The 23,269-nt window shown below is 72.5% G+C and carries 25 protein-coding genes; 11 read left to right on the top strand and 14 right to left on the bottom strand.

The features are described from left to right. Window positions 1-116: 116 nt before the first annotated feature. Entirely contained in the window at window positions 117-1,046 is a 930-nt protein-coding gene (gene argB, locus OSB71_RS10645; protein ID WP_265946952.1) for an acetylglutamate kinase, read from the top strand. Window positions 1,047-1,225: 179 nt separating this feature from the next. On the opposite strand, the gene OSB71_RS10650 is transcribed toward argB, so the two are convergent. Next, entirely contained in the window at window positions 1,226-1,435 is a 210-nt protein-coding gene (locus OSB71_RS10650; RefSeq protein WP_265946871.1) for an MbtH family protein, read from the bottom strand. Between the two features lie 172 nt (window positions 1,436-1,607). Beyond that, the gene (locus tag OSB71_RS10655) at window positions 1,608-2,954 is read right to left on the bottom strand and encodes a lysine N(6)-hydroxylase/L-ornithine N(5)-oxygenase family protein (RefSeq protein ID WP_265946873.1); all 1,347 of its coding nucleotides are present in this window, start codon (window positions 2,952-2,954) and stop codon (window positions 1,608-1,610) included. A 247-nt stretch (window positions 2,955-3,201) separates the two neighbouring features. On the opposite strand from OSB71_RS10655, the gene OSB71_RS10660 reads away from it, so the two are divergent. Then, on the top strand, window positions 3,202-4,149 hold the full coding sequence (locus OSB71_RS10660) for a methionyl-tRNA formyltransferase (RefSeq protein WP_265946875.1): 948 nt from the start codon (window positions 3,202-3,204) through the stop codon (window positions 4,147-4,149). Window positions 4,150-4,504: 355 nt separating this feature from the next. Here OSB71_RS10660 and OSB71_RS10665 read toward each other — a convergent pair whose 3' ends face one another. From OSB71_RS10665 to OSB71_RS10690, 6 genes are all read right to left on the bottom strand, one after another. Further along, window positions 4,505-5,578: a methyltransferase domain-containing protein gene (locus tag OSB71_RS10665; RefSeq protein WP_265946877.1), complete on the bottom strand. Its 1,074-nt coding sequence runs from the start codon at window positions 5,576-5,578 to the stop codon at window positions 4,505-4,507. 422 nt (window positions 5,579-6,000) lie between these two features. Continuing rightward, window positions 6,001-7,158: a methyltransferase domain-containing protein gene (locus OSB71_RS10670; protein ID WP_265946879.1), complete on the bottom strand. Its 1,158-nt coding sequence runs from the start codon at window positions 7,156-7,158 to the stop codon at window positions 6,001-6,003. Further along, entirely contained in the window at window positions 7,155-8,102 is a 948-nt protein-coding gene (tgmB, locus tag OSB71_RS10675; RefSeq protein ID WP_265946881.1) for an ATP-grasp ribosomal peptide maturase, read from the bottom strand. The genes OSB71_RS10670 and tgmB overlap by 4 nt, the downstream gene beginning before the upstream one ends. 1 nt (window position 8,103) lies before the next feature. Further along, window positions 8,104-8,337: a putative ATP-grasp-modified RiPP gene (gene tgmA, locus OSB71_RS10680; protein WP_265946883.1), complete on the bottom strand. Its 234-nt coding sequence runs from the start codon at window positions 8,335-8,337 to the stop codon at window positions 8,104-8,106. Between the two features lie 677 nt (window positions 8,338-9,014). Continuing rightward, window positions 9,015-9,284, bottom strand: coding sequence for a DUF7848 domain-containing protein (locus tag OSB71_RS10685; RefSeq protein ID WP_265946885.1), 270 nt, complete (start codon window positions 9,282-9,284; stop codon window positions 9,015-9,017). Continuing rightward, complete coding sequence (locus OSB71_RS10690; protein ID WP_265946887.1) at window positions 9,281-9,532, bottom strand: hypothetical protein; 252 nt, start codon at window positions 9,530-9,532, stop codon at window positions 9,281-9,283. Before OSB71_RS10690 ends, OSB71_RS10685 begins: the two co-directional genes overlap by 4 nt. A gap of 92 nt (window positions 9,533-9,624) precedes the next feature. On the opposite strand from OSB71_RS10690, the gene OSB71_RS10695 reads away from it, so the two are divergent. Together OSB71_RS10695 and OSB71_RS10700 are read left to right on the top strand one after the other, a co-directional pair. Then, window positions 9,625-10,464: a helix-turn-helix domain-containing protein gene (locus OSB71_RS10695; protein WP_265946953.1), complete on the top strand. Its 840-nt coding sequence runs from the start codon at window positions 9,625-9,627 to the stop codon at window positions 10,462-10,464. Next, window positions 10,461-10,670 carry a DUF397 domain-containing protein gene (locus OSB71_RS10700; protein ID WP_265946889.1) on the top strand — a complete coding sequence of 70 codons (210 nt, stop codon included), beginning with the start codon at window positions 10,461-10,463 and terminating at the stop codon, window positions 10,668-10,670. Before OSB71_RS10695 ends, OSB71_RS10700 begins: the two co-directional genes overlap by 4 nt. Before the next feature lie 221 nt (window positions 10,671-10,891). Here OSB71_RS10700 and OSB71_RS10705 read toward each other — a convergent pair whose 3' ends face one another. Then, on the bottom strand, window positions 10,892-11,071 hold the full coding sequence (locus tag OSB71_RS10705; protein WP_265946891.1) for a hypothetical protein: 180 nt from the start codon (window positions 11,069-11,071) through the stop codon (window positions 10,892-10,894). 327 nt (window positions 11,072-11,398) lie between these two features. Between OSB71_RS10705 and OSB71_RS10710 the strand changes: the two genes are divergently transcribed. The 3 genes from OSB71_RS10710 (at window position 11,399) to OSB71_RS10720 (ending at window position 12,938) form a co-directional block, all read left to right on the top strand. Next, a complete protein-coding gene (locus OSB71_RS10710; RefSeq protein WP_265946893.1) occupies window positions 11,399-11,770 on the top strand; it encodes a helix-turn-helix domain-containing protein in 372 nt (123 codons plus the stop codon). Window positions 11,771-11,789: 19 nt separating this feature from the next. Further along, on the top strand, window positions 11,790-12,461 hold the full coding sequence (locus OSB71_RS10715) for a hypothetical protein (protein WP_265946895.1): 672 nt from the start codon (window positions 11,790-11,792) through the stop codon (window positions 12,459-12,461). Window positions 12,462-12,581: 120 nt separating this feature from the next. Continuing rightward, window positions 12,582-12,938 carry a DUF2516 family protein gene (locus OSB71_RS10720; RefSeq protein WP_265946955.1) on the top strand — a complete coding sequence of 119 codons (357 nt, stop codon included), beginning with the start codon at window positions 12,582-12,584 and terminating at the stop codon, window positions 12,936-12,938. Between the two features lie 185 nt (window positions 12,939-13,123). On the opposite strand, the gene OSB71_RS10725 is transcribed toward OSB71_RS10720, so the two are convergent. Then, window positions 13,124-14,338 (bottom strand): PP2C family protein-serine/threonine phosphatase, encoded by a 1,215-nt coding sequence (locus OSB71_RS10725; protein WP_265946896.1) that lies wholly within the window; start codon window positions 14,336-14,338, stop codon window positions 13,124-13,126. A gap of 230 nt (window positions 14,339-14,568) precedes the next feature. Next, a complete protein-coding gene (locus OSB71_RS10730; RefSeq protein WP_265946898.1) occupies window positions 14,569-15,804 on the bottom strand; it encodes a C40 family peptidase in 1,236 nt (411 codons plus the stop codon). Window positions 15,805-16,113: 309 nt separating this feature from the next. On the opposite strand from OSB71_RS10730, the gene pstS reads away from it, so the two are divergent. The 4 genes from pstS (at window position 16,114) to pstB (ending at window position 20,292) form a co-directional block, all read left to right on the top strand. Further along, window positions 16,114-17,241 (top strand): phosphate ABC transporter substrate-binding protein PstS, encoded by a 1,128-nt coding sequence (pstS, locus tag OSB71_RS10735; RefSeq protein WP_265946900.1) that lies wholly within the window; start codon window positions 16,114-16,116, stop codon window positions 17,239-17,241. Window positions 17,242-17,389: 148 nt separating this feature from the next. Further along, complete coding sequence (gene pstC / locus OSB71_RS10740; RefSeq protein WP_265946902.1) at window positions 17,390-18,388, top strand: phosphate ABC transporter permease subunit PstC; 999 nt, start codon at window positions 17,390-17,392, stop codon at window positions 18,386-18,388. After that, window positions 18,385-19,464: a phosphate ABC transporter permease PstA gene (gene pstA, locus OSB71_RS10745; protein WP_265946904.1), complete on the top strand. Its 1,080-nt coding sequence runs from the start codon at window positions 18,385-18,387 to the stop codon at window positions 19,462-19,464. The genes pstC and pstA overlap by 4 nt, the downstream gene beginning before the upstream one ends. 51 nt (window positions 19,465-19,515) lie before the next feature. Then, window positions 19,516-20,292 carry a phosphate ABC transporter ATP-binding protein PstB gene (gene pstB / locus OSB71_RS10750; RefSeq protein ID WP_265946906.1) on the top strand — a complete coding sequence of 259 codons (777 nt, stop codon included), beginning with the start codon at window positions 19,516-19,518 and terminating at the stop codon, window positions 20,290-20,292. Window positions 20,293-20,734: 442 nt separating this feature from the next. Here pstB and OSB71_RS10755 read toward each other — a convergent pair whose 3' ends face one another. From OSB71_RS10755 to OSB71_RS10765, 3 genes are all read right to left on the bottom strand, one after another. Further along, the gene (locus OSB71_RS10755) at window positions 20,735-21,490 is read right to left on the bottom strand and encodes an SDR family NAD(P)-dependent oxidoreductase (RefSeq protein ID WP_265946908.1); all 756 of its coding nucleotides are present in this window, start codon (window positions 21,488-21,490) and stop codon (window positions 20,735-20,737) included. A 130-nt stretch (window positions 21,491-21,620) separates the two neighbouring features. Beyond that, on the bottom strand, window positions 21,621-22,532 hold the full coding sequence (locus OSB71_RS10760; RefSeq protein ID WP_265946957.1) for an NAD(P)H-binding protein: 912 nt from the start codon (window positions 22,530-22,532) through the stop codon (window positions 21,621-21,623). Further along, window positions 22,532-23,149 carry a ScbR family autoregulator-binding transcription factor gene (locus tag OSB71_RS10765; protein ID WP_265946910.1) on the bottom strand — a complete coding sequence of 206 codons (618 nt, stop codon included), beginning with the start codon at window positions 23,147-23,149 and terminating at the stop codon, window positions 22,532-22,534. Before OSB71_RS10765 ends, OSB71_RS10760 begins: the two co-directional genes overlap by 1 nt. Window positions 23,150-23,269: the final 120 nt, after the last annotated feature.

The raw sequence follows: 23,269 nt of genomic DNA on the forward strand, positions 1-23,269 counted from the left end.
GCGGTGGCCTCGGTCCACGAGCGCACCGCCGGGCACGGGCACGGGCCAGGCTCCGGGCACGGGCACGGCTCCGGCCGCGGGAACACGTCCGCGCACGAGAACGGCGCGTGCCGCTCATGAGGCCGCCCGGCGCACCGGGAGCGCCGCACTCCGCCCCCGCCGCGCGTCCGGTCGTCGACGGGCTCCCCGGGCCGGGGCGGCTGCGGGGCCGGACCGTCGTGATCAAGCTCGGCGGCAACGCCCTGGCCGACGACGACGTGCAGCGGACGTTCGCCGAGGACGTGGTGGAGCTGGCGCGCGCGGGCCTTCGCCCGGTCGTCGTGCACGGTGGCGGGCCGCAGATCAGCGCCCTGCTCGACCGGCTCGGCCTGGAGGTCCGCTTCGCGGCGGGCCTGCGCGTGACCACGCCGGAGGTGCTCGACGTGGTGCGGATGGTGCTGGCGGGCCGGATACAGCGCGAACTGGTCGGCCGCGTCAACCGCCACGGCCCGTGGGCGGTGGGGATGACGGGCGAGGACGCCCACACCATGACCGCCGTACGGAGGCGGGCCCGGGTGGACGGTGAGCCGGTGGACCTCGGGCTGGTCGGCGACGTCGTCGCGGTGCGCCCGGACGCCGTGCGCTCCCTGCTGGAGCAGGGCCGCGTCCCGGTGGTCTCCCCCCTCGCGCGCGGAACGGACGGGCAGGTCTACAACGTCAACGCCGATCTCGCCGCCGCGGCGCTGGCCGCCGCCCTGGGAGCCGAGAAGCTGGTGGTGCTCACCGACGTCGCGGGGCTGTACGCGAACTGGCCGCACAGCACCGAGATCATCACCCGCCTGACCGCCGGTGAGCTGGCGACGCTGCTGCCGGAGCTGTCGAGCGGCATGCTCCCGAAGATGGAGGGCTGCCTGCGGGCCGTCCGCGCGGGCGTGCGCACGGCACACGTGCTGGACGGACGGGTGCCGCACTCGGTGCTGAGGGGGGTCCTCGCCCCCGACGGCGCCGGGCCCGGCACCACCGTGACGGCGGACCGGGACGAGGCACGGCGCGGCCCACGGCCCTGACGCCGTCGGCGCCCGGCACGGTGGCGGGGCACCCGGCGCGGCGTCCGAGCGGCGGCGTCCGAGCGGCGGCGTCCGAGCGGCGGCGTCCGAGCGGCGGCGTCCGAGCGGCGGCGTCCCGGGCCGCGCCGCCCCCTGGGACGCCGCACGGTGGGCGCGGCGGGGGCGTCGGCGGCGCGGGGTCAGCCGCGCCCTCCGGTCAGGCTCACGGGCCGCAGGTCGGTCCAGTGCGCCTCGACGTAGGCCAGGCACGCCTCACGGGTGTCCTCGCCGAAGACGGGGCGCCACCCGTCCGGCACCTCGGCGAAGGAGGGCCACATCGAGTGCTGGTGCTCGTCGTTGACCAGGACGAGGAAGCGCCCCTGCGGGTCGTCGAACGGATTGATGGCCATGCGTGGTCACTCCTTGCGGGCGGTGCGGTGAGCGGTGCCGGGCGCGGCGGGCCGGCTCGGCGGCCACCGCGCGCGGCGCTCCCCGCGTGCGTCGGCGGGTCGTCGCGCCCCGGCGGCGCGGGCGGGGTGGTCGGGACTGGGTGGTCGGACGGGATGCGCGGGGCGCGGCGGCCTAGCGGGCCGAACCGACCTCGTCGGGGACGGGCCCCGCCGCGCGGGCCGCTCCCCGGCCCCGGGCGAGGAGGGACTCCAGGATCTCGCCGACGCGGACGGCGGTGTTGGACAGCAGGGACGAGGTGATGCCGTGGGTGTGCTCCGTCCCGCCCTGGACGTAGATCCCGCCGCGGAACCCGGGGCCGGTCGCGACGCGGTAGTCGCGCTCGACGCGGACGCGGCCCTGGTCGTCGCGGTGGCAGTGGTCCGCCACCCGGCCGAGGAGGGCGAGCGGGTCGGCGGGGCGGTAGCCGGTGGCGAAGACGACGGCGTCGGCGTCCAGCGGTGTCTCCTCGCCGGTGACCAGGGACGTGACGGTGGCGCGCACCCCGTCTCGGCCCTCCTCCACCCCGGTCAGCCGGGAGACGTTGAGGAAGCGGAGCCGCTCGGTGCCCAGGACCTTCTCCCGGTACGCCTCGCGGTACAGGGCGTCGATGAGGTCGACGTCGACCACGGAGTAGTTGGTGTTGCCGTGGTAGTCCATCAGCCTGCGCTTGACGGCGTCGGGAGCGGAGAAGTAGTCACCGACCGCGGCGGGGTCGAAGATGCGGTTGGCGAAGCTGCTGTCGTCGGCGGGGCTGTAGCCGTAGCGGGAGAAGACGGCGCAGACCTCGGCGTCGGGGAAGCGGCGGTGGAGGTAGGCGACGTTCTCGGCGGCGCTCTGGCCCGCGCCGACGACGAGGAAGCGGGACGGCCGGCCGCGCAGCGCCTCCACCCTGCCCAGCAGGTCGGAGGTGTGCCAGATCCGGTCCGTCCTGTCGACGCCCTCCGGCATGCGGGGCCGCAGGCCCGTGCCGATGACGACGTTGCGCGCCCGGTGCACCACCGCCTCCGGCCCCGAACGAGCCGTCACGTCCAGGTACTCCACCACGCCGTCGACGGTCACGGGCTCGACGGCGACGACCTCGTGGCCGTAGGAGACCATGTCGTCCACCCTGGCGGCGGCCCACTCGAGGTAGTCGTGGAACTCCACCCGCAGGGGGAACAGGTTCTTCTGGTTGAGGAAGTCGACCAGCCGCCCCCTGCTCTGCAGGTAGCACAGGAAGCTGAACTCGCTGGCCGGGTTCCGCAGCGTCACGAGGTCCTTCAGGAAGGACACCTGCATGGTGGCGTCGTCGATCAGCATGTTGCGATGCCAGCCGAAGCCCTGCTGCCGCTCGAAGAAGTGAGCGGTGACCGCCTCCCGCCGACCGACGCGCGCGTTGTGCTCGCTGAGCGCTATGGCCATGGCCACGTTGGACGGCCCGAAGCCGATGCCTATGAGGTCGTGGACCACGGGTGCGTCGCCAGGAAGAACCGGAGACATGTCACTCCCCTCGTGCGGGACGGCCGCCTGTCAGGCGCGGGAACAGGGCACCACGGCACGCCGCTGACGACGGACCACCGAGCGCAACTTAGGTAAAGCTAACCTAATTAACGTGGCGCTGTCGACGGCCCGGGCGACCCGGGAGCCGCAGCTCCGGAGCGGCGCGCGGGCCACTCGCCCTCGTTGCCAAGTTAGGTAAGGCTTGCTTTACTAACCCGGTCATTCGCTCTTCCGAGGAGGAACCTCCATGCGGGTCGTCATGTTCGGCTACCAGACCTGGGGCCACCGCACCCTGCAAGCGCTCCTGGACTCCGGACACGACGTGGTGACGGTCGTGACCCACCCGAAGAGCGAGCACGCCTACGAGAAGATCTGGAGCGACTCGGTCGCCGAGCTGGCCGAGCGGCACGGCGTCCCCGTCGTCATCCGCAACCGGCCCGACAACGACGAGCTGTTCGCGCGCCTCAAGGACGCCGACCCGGACCTCATCGTGGCCAACAACTGGCGCACGTGGATACCCCCGCGGATCTACACCCTCCCCCGCCACGGCACGCTGAACGTGCACGACTCGCTGCTCCCCAAGTACGCCGGCTTCTCCCCCCTGATCTGGGCGCTGGTCAACGGGGAGCGCGAAGTGGGCGTCACCGCCCACATGATGGACGAGGAGCTGGACGCCGGCGACATCGTGCTCCAGCGCGCGGTCACCGTCGGACCGACGGACACGGCCACCGACCTGTTCCACAAGACCGTCGACCTCATCGCCCCGGTGACGATCGGCGCGCTCGACCTCATCGCCTCCGGACAGACCGAGTTCACCCCGCAGGACCGCTCCCAGGCCACCTTCTTCCACAAGCGCGCCGAGGAGGACATCCGCGTCGACTGGAACTGGCCCGCCGAAGACCTCGACCGCCTGGTCCGCGCCCAGTCCGCGCCCTACCCCGCCGCGTTCACCTTCCACCGGGGCAGGCGCCTGGAGATCCTCACCGCCACCGTCTCCCGCGGCCGCTACGGCGGCACGCCCGGCCGCGTCTTCTACCGCGAGGGCGACGGTGTGGTGATCGTCGCCGGGGCCGACGCCCGCACCGGCCGCAACAAGGGCCTCGCCATCACCCGCGTCCGGACCGACGACGGCCGCGAGCTGCCCGCCACCGAGTACTTCACCTCCATGGGCGGCTACCTCACCACCCACCCCTGAGCCGGCACCGAGCACCACCCCACCCGGCCACCCCACCCGGCCCCCGCCCCGGCACGGAGTCCGACCGAAGCGCGCCGCGCACACCGCCCCGCGCCACCGCACACCCCACCCGGGACACCCCGCCCCACACCACGGCCTGCGGTCCCCCGACATCCGCGTCGGGGGCCACAGGCCCGCCGTCATCCCCCGGGCCCGGTGCCCTGACCCGGTCGACTGCTGGCATGGTGCGGGCCGCCCTGCTGTACTCACGGCTGAGCGGGACACACGCGCCCGCACCGTCCCGCTCGCCCGTAGGCAGCCGCCTCCACGGCGTGCACGGAAGCGGCGCAGTGCGGGGACGGGCGGCCCTCGCGTGTCACTCCGCGGGCAACGCCCAGGAAGGACCGTCTTCAGTGCCGTACCAGACGCGCTGACCGTCCGGGGTGACGGTGATCCCGAAGTCCTCCCGCGACACGCTGTCGATGCCTCCGAAGGTGACGGCGAGCTGTTCCAGCTCATCCCACAGTCGACGCGGGCCGATCTGGCGAACCCTCCCGGTCATGGTGGCCGTAGCCGTGGACCCGTCGCCGGTCCAGAGTCCGAGCGCGTTCGGGCTGCCGTCGTCGTCCACCCACGTACAGGATGTGTAGTCCGGCATGGCGAGCGACACAGGGAAGCTCAACCGATCCAGCACTTCGGCGACGTCGACCGACGTGGGGCGGGCTTCTCGGGTCTCCAGTTCAGCGAAGCGTGGTGCCACACCCTCCACTCGGCGCGGCATGAAATACGCGGGTACCGGCAGGAAGCGGCCGTGTGCTTCCGCCTTGCCGGTCACGGAAAGCCGGGCGACACCGAAGCCGACCGGCAGCACCATGACCGCCCCGTCCGCCGACTGTTCAAGGAACGCGCGAGGGATGTACCGAAGCCTCGCCGTGGCGATCAGACGGTCGTACGGCGCCTTCTCCGGATAACCGGCTGCCCCGTCCCCGGCCGCCAGAGTCGGGGAGTATCCGAGTTCGGCCAGCCGGTGACGAGCGACTCTGACGAGTTCTTCGTCCACGTCGACGCTGACCACTCTCTCATCGCCGAGACGCGCGCAGAGAAGTGCCGCGTTGTAGCCCGTACCGGTGCCGAGTTCGAACACGGAGTTCCCTGGCCGCACGTCCAGGGCGTCGAGCATGGCGAGCATGAGTGAGGGTTCGCTCGACGACGAGTTCGGGATTCCCCTGTCGTCGGTCTGCGTGGTGAGCGCGGTATCCGAGTACACACCGTCGAGGTAGCCGGGATCACCGTCCCTGACCTCTTTCCAACCGTCGCCGGTAGTGGTGTAGAAGGACGGGACGAAGTGGTGGCGCGGCACTTGGGCGAACGTGGAGGCCCATGCGCTGGTATCCGCACCGGTGAGACGTGCGGCGAACTCCCTGGCGCGGGTGTTCTCGGGATCGGTCACGGCTACTCCCCTTGTAGGTAATCTGCGTGCGCTGCGGCGATAGGCAGCCCCGTGCGGTTCTCCACCCATGACCACGTTCCGGCGGGGCCGAGCGCTGCACCGCTTCGGGCGGTTGCAGGAGCGCGGTGGCGGCGCACTGGTTCGTGAACAGGGCTTTCGTCTGGTCCTGGTGTGAGGGAGCCCCGCCCATGCGCTACGGGGGCAGCACACGGGAGGGGCGAAGTGGTGGCACCCTCGCCGCTGCGGGGGAGCGGCATCCCAGTGAAGGGGCGGACCGGGGCGAAAAGCCGAGCGCGTCCACTCGTGCGGACACGTCTGCCCGTGCTTCACGGCTGATCCGGTCGGGAGTGCCACCAAGCCGGCCAGGGGGGAGTATCGGACAGTCGTCACGTCCGCCCTGCCAGCGTCCGAGGAGGGCGGGGTCAGATCGGGAAGCGCCACGAGTCGTCCGGGGACAGCAGGCGGCTGCCCTCGGGCGAGAGTTCCGCGCGCATCGCGTGGAGAGAGAATCGGTTGTTCTCCTCCCACTTGCGGCGGACGCGTTCCAGGTCGTCCCAGAGCCGGCGGGGGCCGCCCTGGTGGACTACGGGGGACCTCCCGTCCTCAGCTCGCGCCCATGACCCGTCAGCGGCGAGCAGCCACACCACGCGCCCACCGTCGTCCGGGTACGTTGCCGCCCGGGTCTCGATTCCGGGCGTGTCCAGCTCGTAGAGCCACCGGAGGGGCCATTCCTGCCACAGATCGGGGATCGCCCCGTCCGGGGGCCGTACGTCCTCGCCCTCTCGTACGCGGGCGGACACGAACACGTCGTTCAGCTTTGCCGGGTAGTCCGCTCCCTGCCGGGTTTCCATGAACGTTGCCGGGTCGGGCTGGACGGTGCCCCGCGCGATGCCGTCGGCCCCCATGTCCGCCGTGATCAGCAGGGCGGTTTGGGCGATGGTCGTCACAAGCCGTCCGCCGGGGCGGAGCGCGCGGAGCCATGACGGAGGGACGGGGCGCACGGAAACGGTCGCCATGATGCGGTCGTATTCCGGCTCGGGGAGTTCCCCGGTAGCGTCGACGACTTCCACGCGCGGCGAACGTCCGAACTCGGCGAGCCGGGTCCGGGCAACCTCGACTAGATACGGGTCCACGTCCACACTGGTCACGTTGTCGTCTCCGAAGCGACGGGCGAACAGACCAGCGGAGTATCCGGACCCCGTGCCCACGTCCAACACATGGTGGCCGGGCTTCGCGTCGAGTCGGTGCGCCATGGACACGATGAGTCCCGGCAGGGTGGACGACGACGTTGGGTCGCCCTTGCCGTGCTCGCCGGGGGTGGCGTGGTCGGCGTGCGTGGGGCCGACACGGGTTACCAGCGTCTCGTCCGTGTACGCGGCGTGCAGGCGCTCGGGGGAGTTTTCGGGGAGGTCAGCCAACTCCCATTCCTGCGTGGGACTGTCGGGGATGCGCTGCCACCAGCGCGGGACAAGCCGGTGGCGGGGGGTGTTGCTCACGGCGTCATGCCACGCGGGGGCTTCGGCCGTCACCTTGTCGGCGAGCGCTTTGGCGGCTCCGGTCCAGGGGGGCGCTTCGGTCATGCTGTGTCTCCTTGCAGGGCATCGGCCATGGCTTCCACGAGCGGCACACCGGCCCGAACAGCGAGCCAGTGCCATTGACCGTTGGGATTCACCTCGAAGAACACCCAACGTCCGCCCGGCGTGACGGCGAAGTCCAGCGCGCCGAAATACAAGCCGAGCCGGTCCATGAGTTGACGCACCCCCTGTTCGACCGCCGGGGGCATGTCGACCACTTCGTACCGGTGGGACCGGTAGTCCGTCCGCCAGTCGAGCCGCGCGGCTTCGCTGTCGGTGTGGATGGCGACGGGGAACACGCGCTCCCCGATCACGGTCAAGCGCACTTCGTACGCCTTGTCCACGCGCTCTTGGAACAGGTGCGCGGTGCCGCGCACTCCGTCGTCCACCTCGTCCGCGGAAACGAGCGCCACGGGAAGGAACTGCCGGCTCCCCTCCGGGCCGAGCACACCCCCGCCGAGCCCCTTGTAGACGACCGCGTCGTCCCCCATGAACGTGCGGGCGTGCTCGGGTTCCGACGTAATCACGGAGCGGGGCACGTGCAGTCCGCAGCGGGCGGCCACGGCGAGTTGAACGGGCTTGTAGTTCGCGGCGGCATCCTTGCTCGGATGGTTGATCCATCGGACGGGCAGCGAGCCGAGCACGCCCAGCAGCCCGGAGCGTGCTTCCGAGACCGCGAGCGCGCGAGCGTGTCCGGGCCAGTTGTCGGGGGTGCGGAACTCGTTGGGGCGACGCCACCACACCGACTTGACGGATTCCAGGCGTACCGTGCGGGAGCCGGCGAGAGATCCCGTCCAGCCGTCCCCGGTGAGGGAGACGGCCAGACGGGAAGCGGTGGGAAAGTCGGCAGTGTCGTACCTGACGACGTGTTCCCCGCGTGTCACCAGCTCCTCAACCACCGCGTCGGCCGTGAGGTCGTCCCGGCCGGTCAGGATGAGGATCGATCGCATGTCAGTACAGGTCGGTCCCGCTGTCGGAGCCCGGTGCGTTACCGTCGCCGTTGCTGGTCTCCGTCTGCGTCTCCGGCATCTCCGCCGTGAGCGCGTGCCACGGGTTGCCTTCGGCTGACACGTTGAGCTGAAGCCCTTCGCTGTACGTGATGACGGGCGCTTCGCCGTGCGTCGGCGCCGGTGATACAAGGTGCCGGACCCCGAAGGGGACGGGTGTAGCCGCTGCGGTGCTCATGCTGCGTTCCTCCTGTGTAGTCGGTTGTCGCGGTGAGCGTGGTGCTCGTCGTGCTCCTACAGCACCGGTCGGCCGCCAGACCCTCACGCACGACGGCCGACCGGGTGTGGACCCCGCCCCCTGCCACAGAGCGGATCGCGGACCCGCGCTGTCCTGGTTCGGGTCCTATGTGGCGGGGGCGGGAGTATCAGCGCGCCACGTCCTCGGGACCGCGGCGAGGACGTACAGGGAGTGCGACGGTCCGCCGGTTCGGTGGGCTGCCGGCTCGGGCGGCACCTGGTCGGGCTCGTCGGCGGGCAGCCGCACCGGCCAGGCAGACAGGGTGTACGTACAGTCCTCATCCGTGAACGCGGCGAACAGCGGGTGCCCGGCCTTGAGGTGCTCACGTGCTGCCCGTGGCCCCTCCGGCCCAGCGGCCCACGCACGGAGTTCTGCGGGACAGTCGGGGACGGGCACGACGGCTCTGCGCATGGTCGGCCGCACCCACGCCGAACGCTGCGGGTCGGGGTCGAGTCGGTCCGCGATGCGCCGTGCCTCCCCGCGCAGCCACCGAAGAGCGAGCACCGGGGAAATGGTCTGGAACGTCCCCAAGACGTAGGGCGCGGTCTCGCCCGTGCCGTACACGAGCCCTTCGGCGAGCACTTCACACCGGTAGCCCGCCGGAACCGGTCGGCCGCTCATACGGCCCCACCCCGCCACATGACCCACGGGCGTTCGATGACCTCGGCGAAACTGACGTGGTCCGGGTGCTCGCGCATGTGGCCGAACGCCCACTCCTGCGGCTCGGCCGGATCGGTGCTCGTCTTGGAGCGCGCGTCGCACTCGGTGCCGTCGTCCCGGAGTGTCAGGCACCGGAAGGCGTAGGCGAGCGGCGGGGCGTCGTCGTCCTGGTCGGGCCGCAACGTCCAGTTGACGTACCGGAACACGCGACGGGCCGCTGTGGTCACAGCAGCTCCCCGCGAGCTCGGGCGTTCGCTCGGGCCACTTCGGCACGCAGGCGCTCTATCGGCTCGGCGGGGCGAACGTGCGCGGGTTCCGCGTCCCACTCGGCGCCGCCGCAGACCGGGCGTAGCGACCAATACGGCCCGGCGACGCCGCGGAACTCCGCGACCTGGCCCCGGTGGGTGTCCACCACCAGCGTGCCGGGCTTCGGTACGTGGGTGAGTCCGTCTGCGGGAAGATTCTGCGCAGGCACGACCGCTCCTCTCCGTAGTGACTCCACTACCAAGGCGGCCCAGCGTGGCCTACAGTCGGCAGCCAATCAACGTTCCACGGGCGGAGAACACATTGGTAAACCGCAAGGAGTTGAACCCCGCGGAAAGCCCGGAAGCGGCGTACGGTGCGCGTTTGCGCAGCGCGCGAGAATCGCGGGGATGGCTGCAAGATGATCTAGGCGCACGGATCGGGTACTCCGGACGGCACGTATCGGGGGTGGAAACCGGACGCAAACCGCCGACTCGGCGCTTTTCGGCGGCTGTTGACTCCGTGCTCGGACTCGAAGGCACGGCCGATTCCTTCGAACGCGAGTGGGGGGAGATCGAGCATGGAGTCTTGTTGCAGGGATTCCCCGAGTACGTCACACATGAAGGGCGAGCGGTTGAAATCCGGCTCTACAACGTTGGGATCATCCCCGGACTGTTGCAGACATCGGAGTACGCGCAGGCTCAAGAAGACGGCCATGTGGAGCGTGGCGCCATCACGCCCGAACAGGCGGCGGAACGTGTCTCGTTCCTAGCGGAGCGCCAAGCAGCTCTAATGCGGTCTCGGCCGCCTATGGTGTTCGTCGTCATGGATGAAAGCTGTCTCCGCCACGCAGTTGGAGGCGCAGAGGTCATGGACGCGCAGCTTCAGCGTCTCGTCGAAGTCGCCGCCCGTCCGAACTGGATCATCCAGGTCGCGCCGTCCGACCTCGGCGCCCGGCGTGCCTTCAACCTTCCGGTCAACCTACTCACTCTTGCGGACCGCTCCGTGCTCTGCTACGCCGAGTCACAGACGCAGGGGCACTTGGACCGAGACAGCACGTCCGTGCTGCCCATGCTGACGGCATACCATCAACTTCAGGGCGAGGCACTGTCTCCAGCAGCGTCTGTGGCCATGATCAATCAGTTTCGAAAGGGCACCCCTTGACGACCGAATCCCCCCGTTGGTTCAAGTCCTCCTACAGCGGCAACGGCGGCGACTGCGTGGAGGTTGCGGCCAACCTTGCCGCGTCCCGTGGCGTCGTCCCTGTCCGTGACTCCAAGGACACGGCTGGTCCGGTGCTGCACGTCCCCGCCGCAGCCTTCGCTACGTTCGTGGCGGGCGTCAAGGCCGGACAGGTGGGCAACGTCTGAGCCCCCGGCCGAATACGCGCACGGCCAAGAGGCTGCCCCATCGTGCCCTGCATGGTGGGGCTTCGCCGCGTGCGAAGCACACGGAGAAGACGACCCTGCCACGCTTCCGGGGCGGGAGGCATGGCGGAGCGTATGGTCACGCGGCCTGGTGGTCCGCCGCGCGGCGGGCGAGAGCATCAAGGACAGGCAGACAGGCGGGGGCTCGTAGGGCGTCCGGTCGGTCAGGAGGACGCCCCGACCTTCGTCACCGCGGGACGCGGGGAGGCGACGGACAGGCACGCCGTTGCGTTCGGTGATCCCGGCTCGGCGTAGAACGTCGGCCATCCGTGCGGCGAGGCGTACGCGGCGCTCCTGTCCGGGGCTCCGTCCACGAACGCCCGTCCGCTGGGGCTGGCGCTCATGCGACCAGCTCCAGCCGGCAGGAGCCCACGGGGCGGTGCCGCCCGTAGCCGCACGCGGTCACGGCGGCGTCGTGCCGCACCCACAACCCGCAGTCCTGGCGGACCCGCCGGACCATGCCCGTCAGAGCGCACGTCCGAGGTTCGCGGGGCCGGAGGCCGGAAGCCGCGCACGGCCGGTCCGCGCTTGCGCAGCAGCCGGGACACACGCCCCCTCGCGTCACCAGGACGCGCGACAGGTCCTCGCGTGACCGGGCGTCCCGGCGGGCGGGCGACACGGTTGCAAGCGGGGTGCTTGCAATTGTTAGCGGGGTGGGGCACGGTGGGGGCATGGGTTCGCTGGGTCCGGGCGGTATCGGGGAGTTCCTGCGCGAGCAGCGGCGCAACGCGCAGCTCTCGCTGCGGCAGCTCGCCGAGGCGGCCGGGGTCTCGAACCCGTACCTGAGCCAGATCGAGCGCGGGCTGCGCAAGCCCAGCGCCGAGATCCTGCAGCAGTTGGCCAAGGCGCTGCGGATCTCGGCGGAGACGCTGTACGTGCGCGCGGGGATGCTGGAGGAGCGGGCCGGGGCGGAGATCGACGTGGCGGCCGCGATCCTGGCCGACCCGTCGCTCACCGAACAGCAGAGGCAGGCGCTGCTCCAGATCTACGCGTCGTTCCGTGCGCAGAACGACGGCGGCGGCGTGACCGACGCCGCCCCCTGAGACGTCGAAAGGGACGCACATGCCGACCAACACCGACTTCCGCAAGGTCCTGACCGACCCGACGCCGCTGTACTTCGCCGCCGGGGTCATCGAGAAGCTGCGCACCGAGGCGCCCGAGCGGATCGCCAAGCTGCGCGACACCGACACCAGGGCGATGCAGACCCGGGTGCAGGAGGTCCTCGCCTCGCTCGACTCCGACGTGCGCAAGTGGCGCGAGCAGGCCCAGACCTTCGCGCTTCAGGGCGTCGGCTACGCCGCCGAGGCCGCGGTGAAGGCCAAGGAGGGCTACGACGCGCTCGCCGAGCAGGGCAAGGTCGTCGTCGAGGGCTGGCGCGGCCGCGCCGACGGCGAGGAGGGCGTCGGCGGCTTCGGCTACGAGGCGACGGTGGAGCGCGAGCCGGTGAGCGTCGAGGAGCCCGCGGCCGAGGAGGCACGGAGCGGGACGGCGGACACCGAGGCCGCGAAGACCGAGGCGGCGAAGACCGGGAAGGCGGAGCCGTCCGGTTCCGCGGCGACCTCGGAGGCGGCCTCGACGGCGGCCTCGGAACGGAAGGCGTCCGGCGCCAAGGGGTCGGCGGCCAAGGGCACCGCGAAGAGCGCCACCGCGAAGCCCGCGGGCGGCGCGGCCAAGGGCTCCGCCGACGCCAAGCCCTCGGGCCCCCGCCGGAACACGCCGCCGCCGGCCTCCTGACGGCCGGCACCGCTGTGGCGGACGGCACGGCCGGGCACGCCCCGTGCGCGGTTACCCGCCCGGCCCCCGTGCCGGTAGCGTGGGCTGCCGGGACGGCATTGACCCAGGAGGATGAGCAGCGTGATTCTGTCCGGATTCACCACCCTGATGTCGCTGGTGTACATCGGCCTCCTGGTGCTGGCCGTCTTCTGCTTCGTGGACGCCGTGCTGCGCCGCGAGGACGCCTTCCGCGCGGCGGACAAGAACACGAAGAACTTCTGGCTGATCCTGCTGGGCGTCGGCGTCGCGGTGCACCTCGTCGGGGTACCGGGTCTGGGCTTCCTGCTCACGATCGTCGTCGTGATCGCGAACATCGTGTACCTGGTCGACGTACGTCCGGCGCTGATCCAGGTGACCGGCGGACGCGGTGGACGGGGCGGCGGGTACCGGGGCAGCAGCAGCGACGGACCGTACGGTCCGTACAACGGCGGACGCTGAGCGGAGGCCGGGCGGCGCCCGGACCCGGGCCGGACGGCGGCTGAGCGCCCGCTCGGCCCACTCGCCGCCGGCACCCGGGCCGCACCCCGCCCCCTCCGGCCGCGTCGCGCCGGCGTACCGCGCCGGCCGCGCCAGCGGTACCGCGCCCGCCACACCGCCGCGTGCCAGCGCGAGCGGCGCGCGGGTCAGCCGCGGTCCAGCAGCACGACCGCCACGTCGTCGGCGAGCTCCTCGCCGTTGAGGTCGCGGGCGTCGGCGAGGACGGCGTCCAGCAGCGCCTCGCCCGTGACCCCGGCCGCCAGGCCCCGGCCCACCAGCCGGAGCATGCCCTCCTGGCCGAGCCGTTCCCGCGAGTCGGCGGCCGTGCGGCCCTCGATCAGCCCGTCGGTGTAGAGCATCAGGCTCCACGCGCCGCCCAGCTCGACGCCCGTGCGGGCCCAGCGGGCGCGCGGGAGCAGGCCGAGCGCGGGCCCGGCGCCGGTCTGCGGCAGCAGGCGCGGCGCCGCGTCGGGGCGGGCCACCAGCGGCGCCGGGTGCCCGGCCAGGCACACCCCGGCGCGCCGGCCGTCCGGGGCGATGTCGACCATGCACAGCGTGGCGAACAGCTCGTCGCTGTCGCGCTCGTGCTCCAGCACCCGCTGGAGCGTGGCCAGCAGCTCGTCCCCACACAGGCCCGCGAGGATCAGCGCGCGCCAGGCGATGCGCAGCTCCACGCCGAGCGCGGCCTCGTCCGGGCCGTGTCCGCAGACGTCGCCGATCATGGCGTGGACGGTGCCGTCGGCGGTGCGCACGGTGTCGTAGAAGTCGCCGCCCAGCAGGGCGCGGGAGCGGCCGGGGCGGTAGCGGGCGGCGAACCGCAGCGGGCTGCCCGCCAGCAGCGGCGTGGGCAGCAGCCCGCGCTCCAGCCGGGCGTTCTCCTGGGCCCGCAGCCGGGACTCGGTGAGCTGGCGCTGCGCGCGGTCGGCCTGCTTGCGCTCCACGGCGTAGCGGATGGCCCGGCCCAGTTGACGCGCGTCAAGCTCGTCGCGGCAGAGGTAGTCCTGCGCGCCGAAGCGCACCGCCTCGGCGGCCCGCTCGGCGTCGTCCTCGCCGGCCAGGACGAGCACGGCGTGCCCGGGGGCGAGGCGCAGCACCTGGCGCAGCAGGTCCTGCGCCTGGTTCCCGGCCAGCGCGAGGTCGAGCAGGATGCAGTCGACGTCGTCGGTGAACAGCCGCTCGGCCTCGGTGAGATTGCGCGCGGTGCGGACGCGGAAGCGCACGCCCTGGGCGTCGCTCAGCTCCGGCAGCGGCGCCCGGGCGGGGTCGGGGGCGATGACGAGCAGCGTGCCCGCCTGCCGCGGCACGACCGCCTGCGCCGTCCGCGGCGCGCTCTCGCGCCCTTCGCCCACGGGTACGGGCATCACGTCGTCCTCTTCCCTCTCCCCCGAGGGCGTTCGCCGCCGCAGGTGACCTTAGCCGCCCCGGGGGCCCGTGCGGAACGCCTCGCGCCCCCGCGGGCCCCGCGTATGCCGTGGATCACAGCCCGGGCGCGCACCGCCGCGCGTCCGCCTGCCGGGACGCCCGGCCGCGCGGGCGGGCCGTCACGCGTCCGGCGGAGCGCCACGGACCGCCCGGCCGCGCGGGCGGGCCGTCACGCGTCCGGGCGGACGACGCCGAGGATGGGCAGGGCGCCCGCGCCCTCCACCCGGATCTGGCGGCCGGTGCGCGGGGCGTGCACCATCTCGCCGTCGCCGATGTAGAGGCCGACGTGGCTGGCGTCCTCCTTGTAGACGATCAGGTCGCCGGGGCGCATGTCCGCCACGGCGACGCGGGGCAGCCGCCGCCACTGCTCCTGCGACGTGCGCGGGATGGCCCGGCCCGCGGCTTCCCAGGCGCGCTGGGTGAGGCCCGAGCAGTCGAAGGTGTCCGGGCCCTCCGCGCCCCACTCGTAGTCCTTGCCGAGCTGCTGGGTGGCGTACGCGATGGCCCGCTGGCCGGCCTCGCTCGCCCGGTCCCCGATCTCGTCGAGCACCCCGGTGCGCAGCCACCGGAGCTGACGCTGCCGGGCGGTGCGCTCCTCCAGCTCGCGCAGCCGCTCGCGCTCGTCCGCGGCGAGCTCGGACTCCAGTGCGCGGGCCTCCTCCAGCCGGGCCTCGATCCGCTCCCTGGCCTCGGCCCGCCGGGTGCGGGTGGCCTCCAGGGCCGCCATGGTGCGCGCGGCCTCCTCGGCGTCGTCGCCCAGCTCCGCGCCGACGCGGTCCAGGTCCCCCAGGACGCCGAGGGCGGCGCGCTGGCCCTTGTGGAACAGGCTGAGCGAGTGCAGGAACCGCTCCGGGTCGTCGCCCAGGGCGAGCCGCGCGCCGGCCGGGAGGCCGCCGCCCCGGTACTGGGCGCGGGCCATGGCGCCGGCCTGGTCGCGCAGGGTGCGCAGGCTCTCCTCGTTGCGCTCGATGCGGCGGTCCAGGTCCGCGACGGCCTCCTCCTGCTCCGCGACGCGTCCGACCGCGGCGTTGTAGGCGTCGGTGGCCGACCCGGCCTCGTCGTGCAGGTCCTCGATCCGCTGGCGCACGGCCTCCAGGTCGGCGGCCGCGGACGGCGCGCCGCCCTCCGGGCCGGGGGCCGGGGGCGCCGCCGGGTCGGACGGCGCCGCCGGGGCCCCGTCCGAGGGGGCGCCACGGAACGCGTCCGGCGGCGCGGGCTCGCCCGTCGGCTCGGCCTCCGCCGACGGCGCGGGAGCGGCCGGAGTAGCCGGAGGGGCCGAAGCGGCCGGGGTGCCCGGAGCGCCCGGCGCGGGCGCCGGGTCCGCGTGGGCGGGGCCCGGCACGGCCAGCAGACCCAGCACACCCAGCACGCACAGCGCCGTCCGGGCGCGTCCCCTGCGTATCACCAGCGCTTCCTCCCCCTGCGGCGGGCACCTCACGAGATCATGCCACGGCCCTACCCGTGGTAACAGGGTCACGCCCCGGCAACGACCGGAATACGGGACGAACACGGACACCGCTCTGCCGGGCGAGGTTCACCTCCCGTTCACTCTCGACGGTCGGGCGCTTCACCTGTCCTGCCTAATTTCGGCCGTACGGAGGGTGTGCCACCTCGCGAGGCGCAGGGTTCACCCCCATAGCTGATCAAGAGAGACTCCACACTCCATCGCTTGCCGATCCCCCCACCGGCGGGCTCAGGAAGGAACTGAACCGAAGTGAAGCTTCAGCGCACGAACCGGCTTCGCGCCCTGTCCGTCGGCGCGCTGGCGGTCACCAGTGCTCTGGTCCTGTCCGCCTGCGGCTCGGACGACAACACCACGCAGGGCGGGGACAGCCCGGAGAGCGCCGCCTCGGGCAACATCGAGTGCCAGGGGGAGGGCAACCTGCTGGCCTCGGGTTCCAGCGCCCAGAAGAACGCCGTCGACGCCTGGGTGCAGAACTACCAGCGGGCCTGCCCGGACACCAAGGTCAACTACAACCCGACGGGCTCCGGCGCCGGCATCCAGGAGTTCCTGCAGGGCAAGACCGCCTTCGCCGGCTCCGACTCCGCCCTCAAGGAGGACGAGGTCGAGCAGTCCAAGGAGGTCTGCGAGGGCGGCAAGGCGATCAACCTGCCGATGGTCGGCGGCCCGGTGGCCATCGGCTACAACCTCTCCGGCGTGGAGGAGCTCGTCCTGGACGCGCCCACCATCGCGAAGATCTTCGACACGAAGATCACGCAGTGGGACGACGAGGCGATCAAGAAGCTGAACCCGGACGTGGAACTGCCCGCCACCAAGATCCAGGCGTTCCACCGCTCGGACGAGTCCGGCACCACGGACAACTTCACCACCTACCTCAACGAGGCCGCTCCCGAGGAGTGGCCGTACGAGCCGGCCAAGGCCTGGGCGGCCAAGGGCGGCCAGTCGGCCAACGGCTCCGCGGGCGTGGCCACCAACGTCGCGCAGACCGACGGCGCGATCGGCTACTTCGAGCTCTCCTACGCCACCGGCAACGACATCGACACCGTCAAGCTGGACACCGGCGCCGGCGCGCCCGTCGAGGCCACCGTCGAGAACTCCTCCACCGGTATCGCCGCCGGCAAGATCGTCGGCACCGACGGCGACCTGGCCATGGAGCTGGACTACTCGACGAAGGAGGAGGGCGCCTACCCGATCATCCTCGTCACCTACGAGATCGCCTGCGACAAGGGCAACAAGCCCGACAAGCTGGAGGCGATGAAGTCCTTCCTGACCTACGCCGCGAGCGAGGAGGGCCAGGACCAGCTCGCCGAGATCGAGTACGCCCCGATCCCCGACGAGGTCATCACCAAGGTGCGCGAGAAGATCGACTCCCTCTCCTGACCTGACGCCGGTGCGGCTCCCCAGCCCAAGGGGGCCGCACCGGCTCAGGCGTGTCCCGCCCCGTGCAGCCGCTCGTCAACCATCCGGTGCACCGCCGCCAGGGACCGGCCCCGCTCAGCGGCCGGCCCCGCACCAGACCGGAGAGATCATGAAAATAGCCGACACCATCGCCCCGCCCCCACAGCAGGAGCTGCCGCCCCAGGCGCCGAAGCCCTCGAAGTCCGCCCGCCACCGCGGTGACCGGATCTTCCTGGGCCTCTCCCGGGGCTCCGGCATCGCGCTGCTGGTCATCATGGCCGCCATCGCGGCCTTCCTGACCTGGCGGACGGCCAACGCGCTCGCCGTCAACGAGGGCAACTTCTTCACCACCTTCGACTGGAACGCCAACGCCGACCCGCCCGTCTTCGGCATCGCCGTCCTCGCCTTCGGCACGGTGGTCAGCTCGGTGATCGCCATGGCGCTGGCCGTGCCGATCGCCGTCGGCATCGCGCTGTTCATCTCGCACTACGCCCCGCGCAGGCTGGCCACCCCGCTCGGGTACGTCATCGACCTGCTGGCGGCCGTGCCGTCCATCGTCTACGGCCTGTGGGGCGCGCTCTTCCTGGTGCCGCACCTGTCGGGGCTGTTCTACTGGATGGACGACTACCTGGGCTGGACGGGCGTCTTCGACTACTCCGGCGGAGCCGCCCGCTCGCTGTTCACCGTCGGCATCGTGCTGGCGATCATGATCCTGCCGATCGTCACCAACGTCTCCCGCGAGGTCTTCCTCCAGGTGCCCAAGATGCACGAGGAGGCCGCGCTCGCGCTGGGCGCGACCCGGTGGGAGGTCATCCGCATGTCGGTGCTGCCGTTCGGCCGCTCCGGCGTCATCAGCGCCTCGATGCTCGGGCTGGGGCGCGCGCTGGGCGAGACGATGGCGGTGGCCACCGTGCTCTCGCCCAGCTTCGTCATCAAGCTCAGCCTGCTCGACCCGGGCGGCGGCACCTTCGCCCAGAACATCGCCGCCGGCTTCAACGAGGCCGGGGACGTCGGGCGCGACGCCCTCATCGCCTCCGGCCTGGTGCTGTTCGTCATCACCCTGGTGGTGAACGGCGGCGCCCGCATGATCATCGCTCGCCGCAAGGAGTACTCGGGGGCCAACGCATGAGCAACGCCGTCTTGGACACCTCCCCCGTCGACTCCGCCGACCGCGGGTCCGACTCCCTGCGCCACGCCCGCCTGCCGCGCTGGGCGCCGCTGGGCATCGCCGTGCTCTCCGCCGCGCTGGGCAGCGCCGTCGGCCTGGTCGCCGACCTGAGCAGCAAGGCCCAGTGGGGCCTGATCGCCGCGCTGCTGTTCGTGGGGATCACCTTCGCCCTCACCACCGCCGTCGAAGGCGTCCGCCAGGCCCGGGACCGGCTGGCGACCAGCCTGGTGTGGGTCTGCTTCATCGCCGCCCTCGTCCCGCTCGCCTCCCTGGTGTGGGAGACGGTCGTCCGCGGCATCGGGCTGCTCGACGGCTACTTCCTGACGCACTCGATGAGCGGCCTGCGCGACCTCCAGCCCGGCGGCGGCGTCTACCACGCCCTCATCGGCACCGTGCAGCAGGTCGGCCTGGCGGCGCTGATCGCCGCCCCGATCGGCCTGCTGACGGCGATCTACCTGGTCGAGTACGGCGGCGGCAAGCTGGCCCGCGCCGTGACCTTCTTCGTCGACGTCATGACCGGCATCCCCTCGATCGTGGCCGGCCTGTTCGTCCTCAGCTTCTGGATCATCCTGCTGGACTTCGGCTACTCCGGCTGGGCGGGCGCCATGGCGCTGGCCATCCTGATGATGCCGATCGTCGTGCGCTCCACCGAGGAGATGCTCAAGCTCGTCCCGAACGAGCTGCGCGAGGCCTCCCTCGCCCTGGGCGTGCCCAAGTGGCGGACGATCCTCAAGGTGGTGCTGCCCACCGCGATCGGCGGCATCACCACCGGCGTCATGCTCGCCGTCGCCCGCATCGCGGGCGAGACCGCACCGGTGATGCTGCTGGTGTTCGGCGCCGCGTCGATCAACAACAACCCGTTCGAGGGGCCGCAGTCCTCGCTGCCGTACTTCATCTGGCAGCAGTTCAAGGCCGGCAACCAGTACGCGTACGACCGGGCCTGGGCCGCCGCGCTCGTGCTGATCGGTCTCGTGATGCTGCTCAACCTGCTGGCCCGCGGCATCGCCCGCTGGAAGGCCCCCAAGGCCGGTCGCTGATCCCGGCGGACCCACGACGTAGACGAAGCACCAGAAGAGAAGTGATCTGACATGGCCAAGCGCATCGACGTCAGCGGCCTCACCGCCTACTACGGCTCCCACAAGGCCATCGAGGACATCTCGATGACCGTCGAACCCCGTTCGGTGACCGCCTTCATCGGCCCCTCCGGCTGCGGCAAGTCCACCTTCCTGCGCACCCTGAACCGCATGCACGAGGTCACCCCCGGCGGCCGCGTCGAGGGCAAGGTGCTGCTGGACGACGAGTCCCTGTACGGACCCGGCGTCGACCCCGTCGCCGTCCGGCGCACCATCGGCATGGTCTTCCAGCGGCCGAACCCGTTCCCGACGATGTCCATCTACGACAACGTCGCGGCAGGACTGCGGCTGAACGGCGCGTACCGCAAGAGCGAGCTCGACGGCGTCGTCGAGAAGTCGCTGCGCGGCGCGAACCTGTGGAACGAGGTCAAGGACCGGCTCAACAAGCCCGGCTCCGGCCTCTCCGGCGGGCAGCAGCAGCGGCTGTGCATCGCCCGCGCCATCGCCGTCGAACCGCAGGTGCTGCTGATGGACGAGCCCTGCTCCGCACTCGACCCGATCTCCACGATCGCCATCGAGGACCTGATCGGGGAGCTCAAGGAGCAGTACACGATCGTCATCGTCACCCACAACATGCAGCAGGCCGCGCGCGTCTCCGACCGCACCGCGTTCTTCAACCTCGCGGCGATCGGGCAGCCCGGCAAGCTCATCGAGATCGACGACACCGAGCGCATCTTCTCCAACCCCTCGGTGCAGGCCACCGAGGACTACATCTCCGGCCGCTTCGGCTGAGCAGACGTCTGCGGTGCTGCATGGCGGTGCCACCGCAGGACGAAAGGGCCCGCCTCCGTTGCCCCGGAGGCGGGCCCGCCCCATTCCGCGCCCGGCCGGGGAGGCGGAACCCTTCGGGACGGCGCCCCCGGCCCCCGGCCCCGGCCCCGGCCCCGTCCCGCCGGGCGGCGTACGCGGCGGAAGCGGCGTGCCGGACGGGAGCGGGGCGTCGGCGGGGTGCCCTCAGAAAAAAAAGAATGCTATCTTTCCGCTGCCGACGGACGCTGCCGACCAGGGGGACGTATGCCCGCACCGCGCACGCCGCGCCCCCGCCCCCGCCCGCGCCGTGCGCGCGGCAGCGCCCCCCACTCCGTCGGCCCCCGACCCCCGCGCGCCGCCGCCCCCCGGACTGACCAACCGGCGGTCGGCGGCGTGCGGGCCCGTCACCGGCCGCGCGCGGCCGTCACACGGCGCTGCAGCCGCCGTCCACCGGCACCGAGGCGCCGGTGACGAAGGAGGCGCGGTCGCTGCACAGCCACACCACCGCCTGCGCGACCTCCTCCGGGTCGGCGAGGCGCCGCTGTATCGCCCGCGCCACGGCGTGCTCCTCAAGACCCGGCACCCGCGTGGCGGCGTCCGCCAGCATCTCGGTGCGCGTGCTGCCCACCATCAGCGCGTTGACCCGGATGCCCCGCGCGCCGTACTCGGCGGCCGCGGCCTTGGTGAGCCCGGCCACCGCGTGCTTGGCCGCCACGTACGGCGCGGCCGCGCCGGTGGCGAACAGCCCCGCCGTGCTGGAGGTGTTGACGATGGACCCGCCCCGGCCCTGGCGCAGCATCACCGGTATCTGCTGCCGCAGGCAGTTCCACACCCCGCGCACGTTGACGTCCATGATCCGGTCGTAGTCCGCGTCGTCCATCGCGTGCAGCGGCGTGCCCAGCGTCCCCCACCCGGCGTTGTTGAAGGCCGCGTCCAGCGAGCCGAAGGTCTCCACCGCCACCGACACCGCGCGCGCCACGTCGGCGGGGGAACAGACGTCGCCCGCCGCCGCCACCGCCCGCCCGCCGGAGGCGGTGACGGACTCCACCAGCTCCCGCAGGCGGTCGGCGCGCCGCGCCATCACCACCACCGCCGCGCCCTCGGCGGCCAGCAGCCGGGCCGCCGCCGCGCCGATGCCGCTGGACGCCCCCGTGACCATCACCGTCTTGCCGCTCAGCACAGCACCCTCACCCTTCGTCGAACGCCTTCCCCGCGGCCCCCACCGGGCCCGGGCCACGCCAGCCGCCCCGCGCCGCCGAGGCGGACGGCCCTCGGCCGCGGCGCCCCGGCGGCGCACCGAGCCGCCGGGCTCAGAAGTGCTCCGCGTGCTCCTTCGCCCACGTCTCGAACGGCGTCGCCGGTTCCCCGGTGACCTCGGCCACGGTGTGCGCCACCGCGGCGGCCTCCCCCGCACCACGCCGCCGCGCCGCCTCCAGCAGCGCCTGCGCCACCGGCTCGGGCAGCCGCGCGCGCCACCGCCGCAGCGCCTGCTCCGCCGTCAGCTCCTCGAAGCGCAGCGGCCGGTCCAGCACCCGGGACAGCACCCGCGTCTGCTCCCGGGCGGACAGCGGCTCCGGCCCGGTCAGCGCGTAGGTGCGGCCCGCGTGCCCCGGCTCGGTCAGCGCCCGCACCGCGACCGCCGCGACGTCCCGGGGGTCGACGCAGGCGGTGCGCGCGGTGCCGCCCAGCGCCCGCACCACGCCCTCCGCCCGCACGGAGGCGGCCCAGGAGAGCGCGTTGGACATGGGGGTGCGCATCCGCAGCACCGTCCAGGACAGGCCGGAGGCGTGCAGCAGGCGCTCCCCGTTCCGGTTCCAGCGCGCGATCAGGTCGTCGGCGCCCGGGTCCGCCACCGCCAGCCAGGAGAGGCGGACCGCGTGCCGGGCCCCGGCCGAGCGCGCCGCGGCCAGGATGTTCTCGTCGTCGGCGGGGCGCATCGGGTCGGCCGTCACGACGAAGACGGCGTCGGCCCCCGCCATCGCGCGCTCCAGCGCCGGCGCGTCCCGGTAGTCCGCGACCGCGACCTCGCCCGGCAGCCGGAGATCCGCCGCCCTGGCCGGATCGCGCACCACCAGCCGGGTCCGGGCCACCGGCGCCAGCAGCCGCGCGACGTGGCGGCCCACGGCGCCGGTCGCCCCCGTCACGACGATCCGCGGCCGCCCGCCGGGCCCCGCCACCGGTTCCGCCACCGGCTCCGCCGCCGGTTCCACCGCCCGTTCCATCAGGCGCACCTCCCGCGCTCCTCGCCGAACTCCAGCCGTCTGATCACGCTCGGCACCGCCAGCGCGGGGAGCAGGCAGCGCCAGGTCTCCGCGACGCGCTGCGGCAGGTCCTGGTGGCCGGACTCCATCCTGGCGTGCATCTGCGCCCCCGTACAGGCGTTCACCAGCAGCCGGGCCATCGCGTCCACGTCGACGCCCGCACGCAACTCGCGCCTGCGGTCCGCGACGTGCAGGTCGCGGGCGAGCACGTCGGCCCACTGCCGGTGCGAGTTCTCCGCCGGGTCGATGAAGTGCTCCTGGTCCATGACCAGGCGGGCCCCGGCCAGCAGCACCGGGTCGTCCAGGAGACGGCAGGCCCAGGTCAGCGTGATGTCGACGGCGTGTTGCAGCCCCTGGGAGGCGTGCGGCGTCACCACCAGGTTCGGCTGGTTGCGGACGATCTCCCGGGCGAGGTCCTCCTTGTTCTGGAAGTGGAAGTACATCGCGCCCAGGGTCAGCCCGGCCCGGACGGCGATCCGCGCCACGCTCGCCCCGGCGAACCCGCTGGCGGCGAACTCCTCCGCCCCCGCGCGCACCAGCGCCGCGCGGGTGCGCACCGCCCGGTCCTGCTTCACCATTCTTCCGGCCACCGCTCGTCCGATCTCCCTCGACAAAGAAAAGAGTGTTCTCTATTTTATGATCGGCGGCCCTCCGATTGACAGCACGGAAGGTTTTCGCATTTCAGCACGCGTCGACAG

It is taken from the genome of Streptomyces marinisediminis, assembly GCF_026262575.1.
Taxonomy (GTDB): domain Bacteria; phylum Actinomycetota; class Actinomycetes; order Streptomycetales; family Streptomycetaceae; genus Streptomyces; species Streptomyces marinisediminis.

Excerpts from the sequence above, each read along its gene's own strand:
- argB (WP_265946952.1), top strand. The coding sequence starts at position 117 with ATGAGGCCGCCCGGCGCACCGGGAGCGCCGCACTCCGCCCCCGCCGCG.
- OSB71_RS10765 (WP_265946910.1), bottom strand. The coding sequence starts at position 23,149 with ATGGTGAAGCAGGACCGGGCGGTGCGCACCCGCGCGGCGCTGGTGCGC.
- OSB71_RS10655 (WP_265946873.1), bottom strand. The coding sequence starts at position 2,954 with ATGTCTCCGGTTCTTCCTGGCGACGCACCCGTGGTCCACGACCTCATA.
- tgmB (WP_265946881.1), bottom strand. The coding sequence starts at position 8,102 with ATGCGATCGATCCTCATCCTGACCGGCCGGGACGACCTCACGGCCGAC.
- OSB71_RS10705 (WP_265946891.1), bottom strand. The coding sequence starts at position 11,071 with ATGAGCGCCAGCCCCAGCGGACGGGCGTTCGTGGACGGAGCCCCGGAC.
- OSB71_RS10650 (WP_265946871.1), bottom strand. The coding sequence starts at position 1,435 with ATGGCCATCAATCCGTTCGACGACCCGCAGGGGCGCTTCCTCGTCCTG.
- pstC (WP_265946902.1), top strand. The coding sequence starts at position 17,390 with ATGAAAATAGCCGACACCATCGCCCCGCCCCCACAGCAGGAGCTGCCG.
- pstB (WP_265946906.1), top strand. The coding sequence starts at position 19,516 with ATGGCCAAGCGCATCGACGTCAGCGGCCTCACCGCCTACTACGGCTCC.
- OSB71_RS10760 (WP_265946957.1), bottom strand. The coding sequence starts at position 22,532 with ATGGAACGGGCGGTGGAACCGGCGGCGGAGCCGGTGGCGGAACCGGTG.
- pstA (WP_265946904.1), top strand. The coding sequence starts at position 18,385 with ATGAGCAACGCCGTCTTGGACACCTCCCCCGTCGACTCCGCCGACCGC.
- OSB71_RS10710 (WP_265946893.1), top strand. The coding sequence starts at position 11,399 with ATGGGTTCGCTGGGTCCGGGCGGTATCGGGGAGTTCCTGCGCGAGCAG.
- tgmA (WP_265946883.1), bottom strand. The coding sequence starts at position 8,337 with ATGAGCACCGCAGCGGCTACACCCGTCCCCTTCGGGGTCCGGCACCTT.
- OSB71_RS10660 (WP_265946875.1), top strand. The coding sequence starts at position 3,202 with ATGCGGGTCGTCATGTTCGGCTACCAGACCTGGGGCCACCGCACCCTG.
- OSB71_RS10725 (WP_265946896.1), bottom strand. The coding sequence starts at position 14,338 with ATGCCCGTACCCGTGGGCGAAGGGCGCGAGAGCGCGCCGCGGACGGCG.
- OSB71_RS10715 (WP_265946895.1), top strand. The coding sequence starts at position 11,790 with ATGCCGACCAACACCGACTTCCGCAAGGTCCTGACCGACCCGACGCCG.
- OSB71_RS10670 (WP_265946879.1), bottom strand. The coding sequence starts at position 7,158 with ATGACCGAAGCGCCCCCCTGGACCGGAGCCGCCAAAGCGCTCGCCGAC.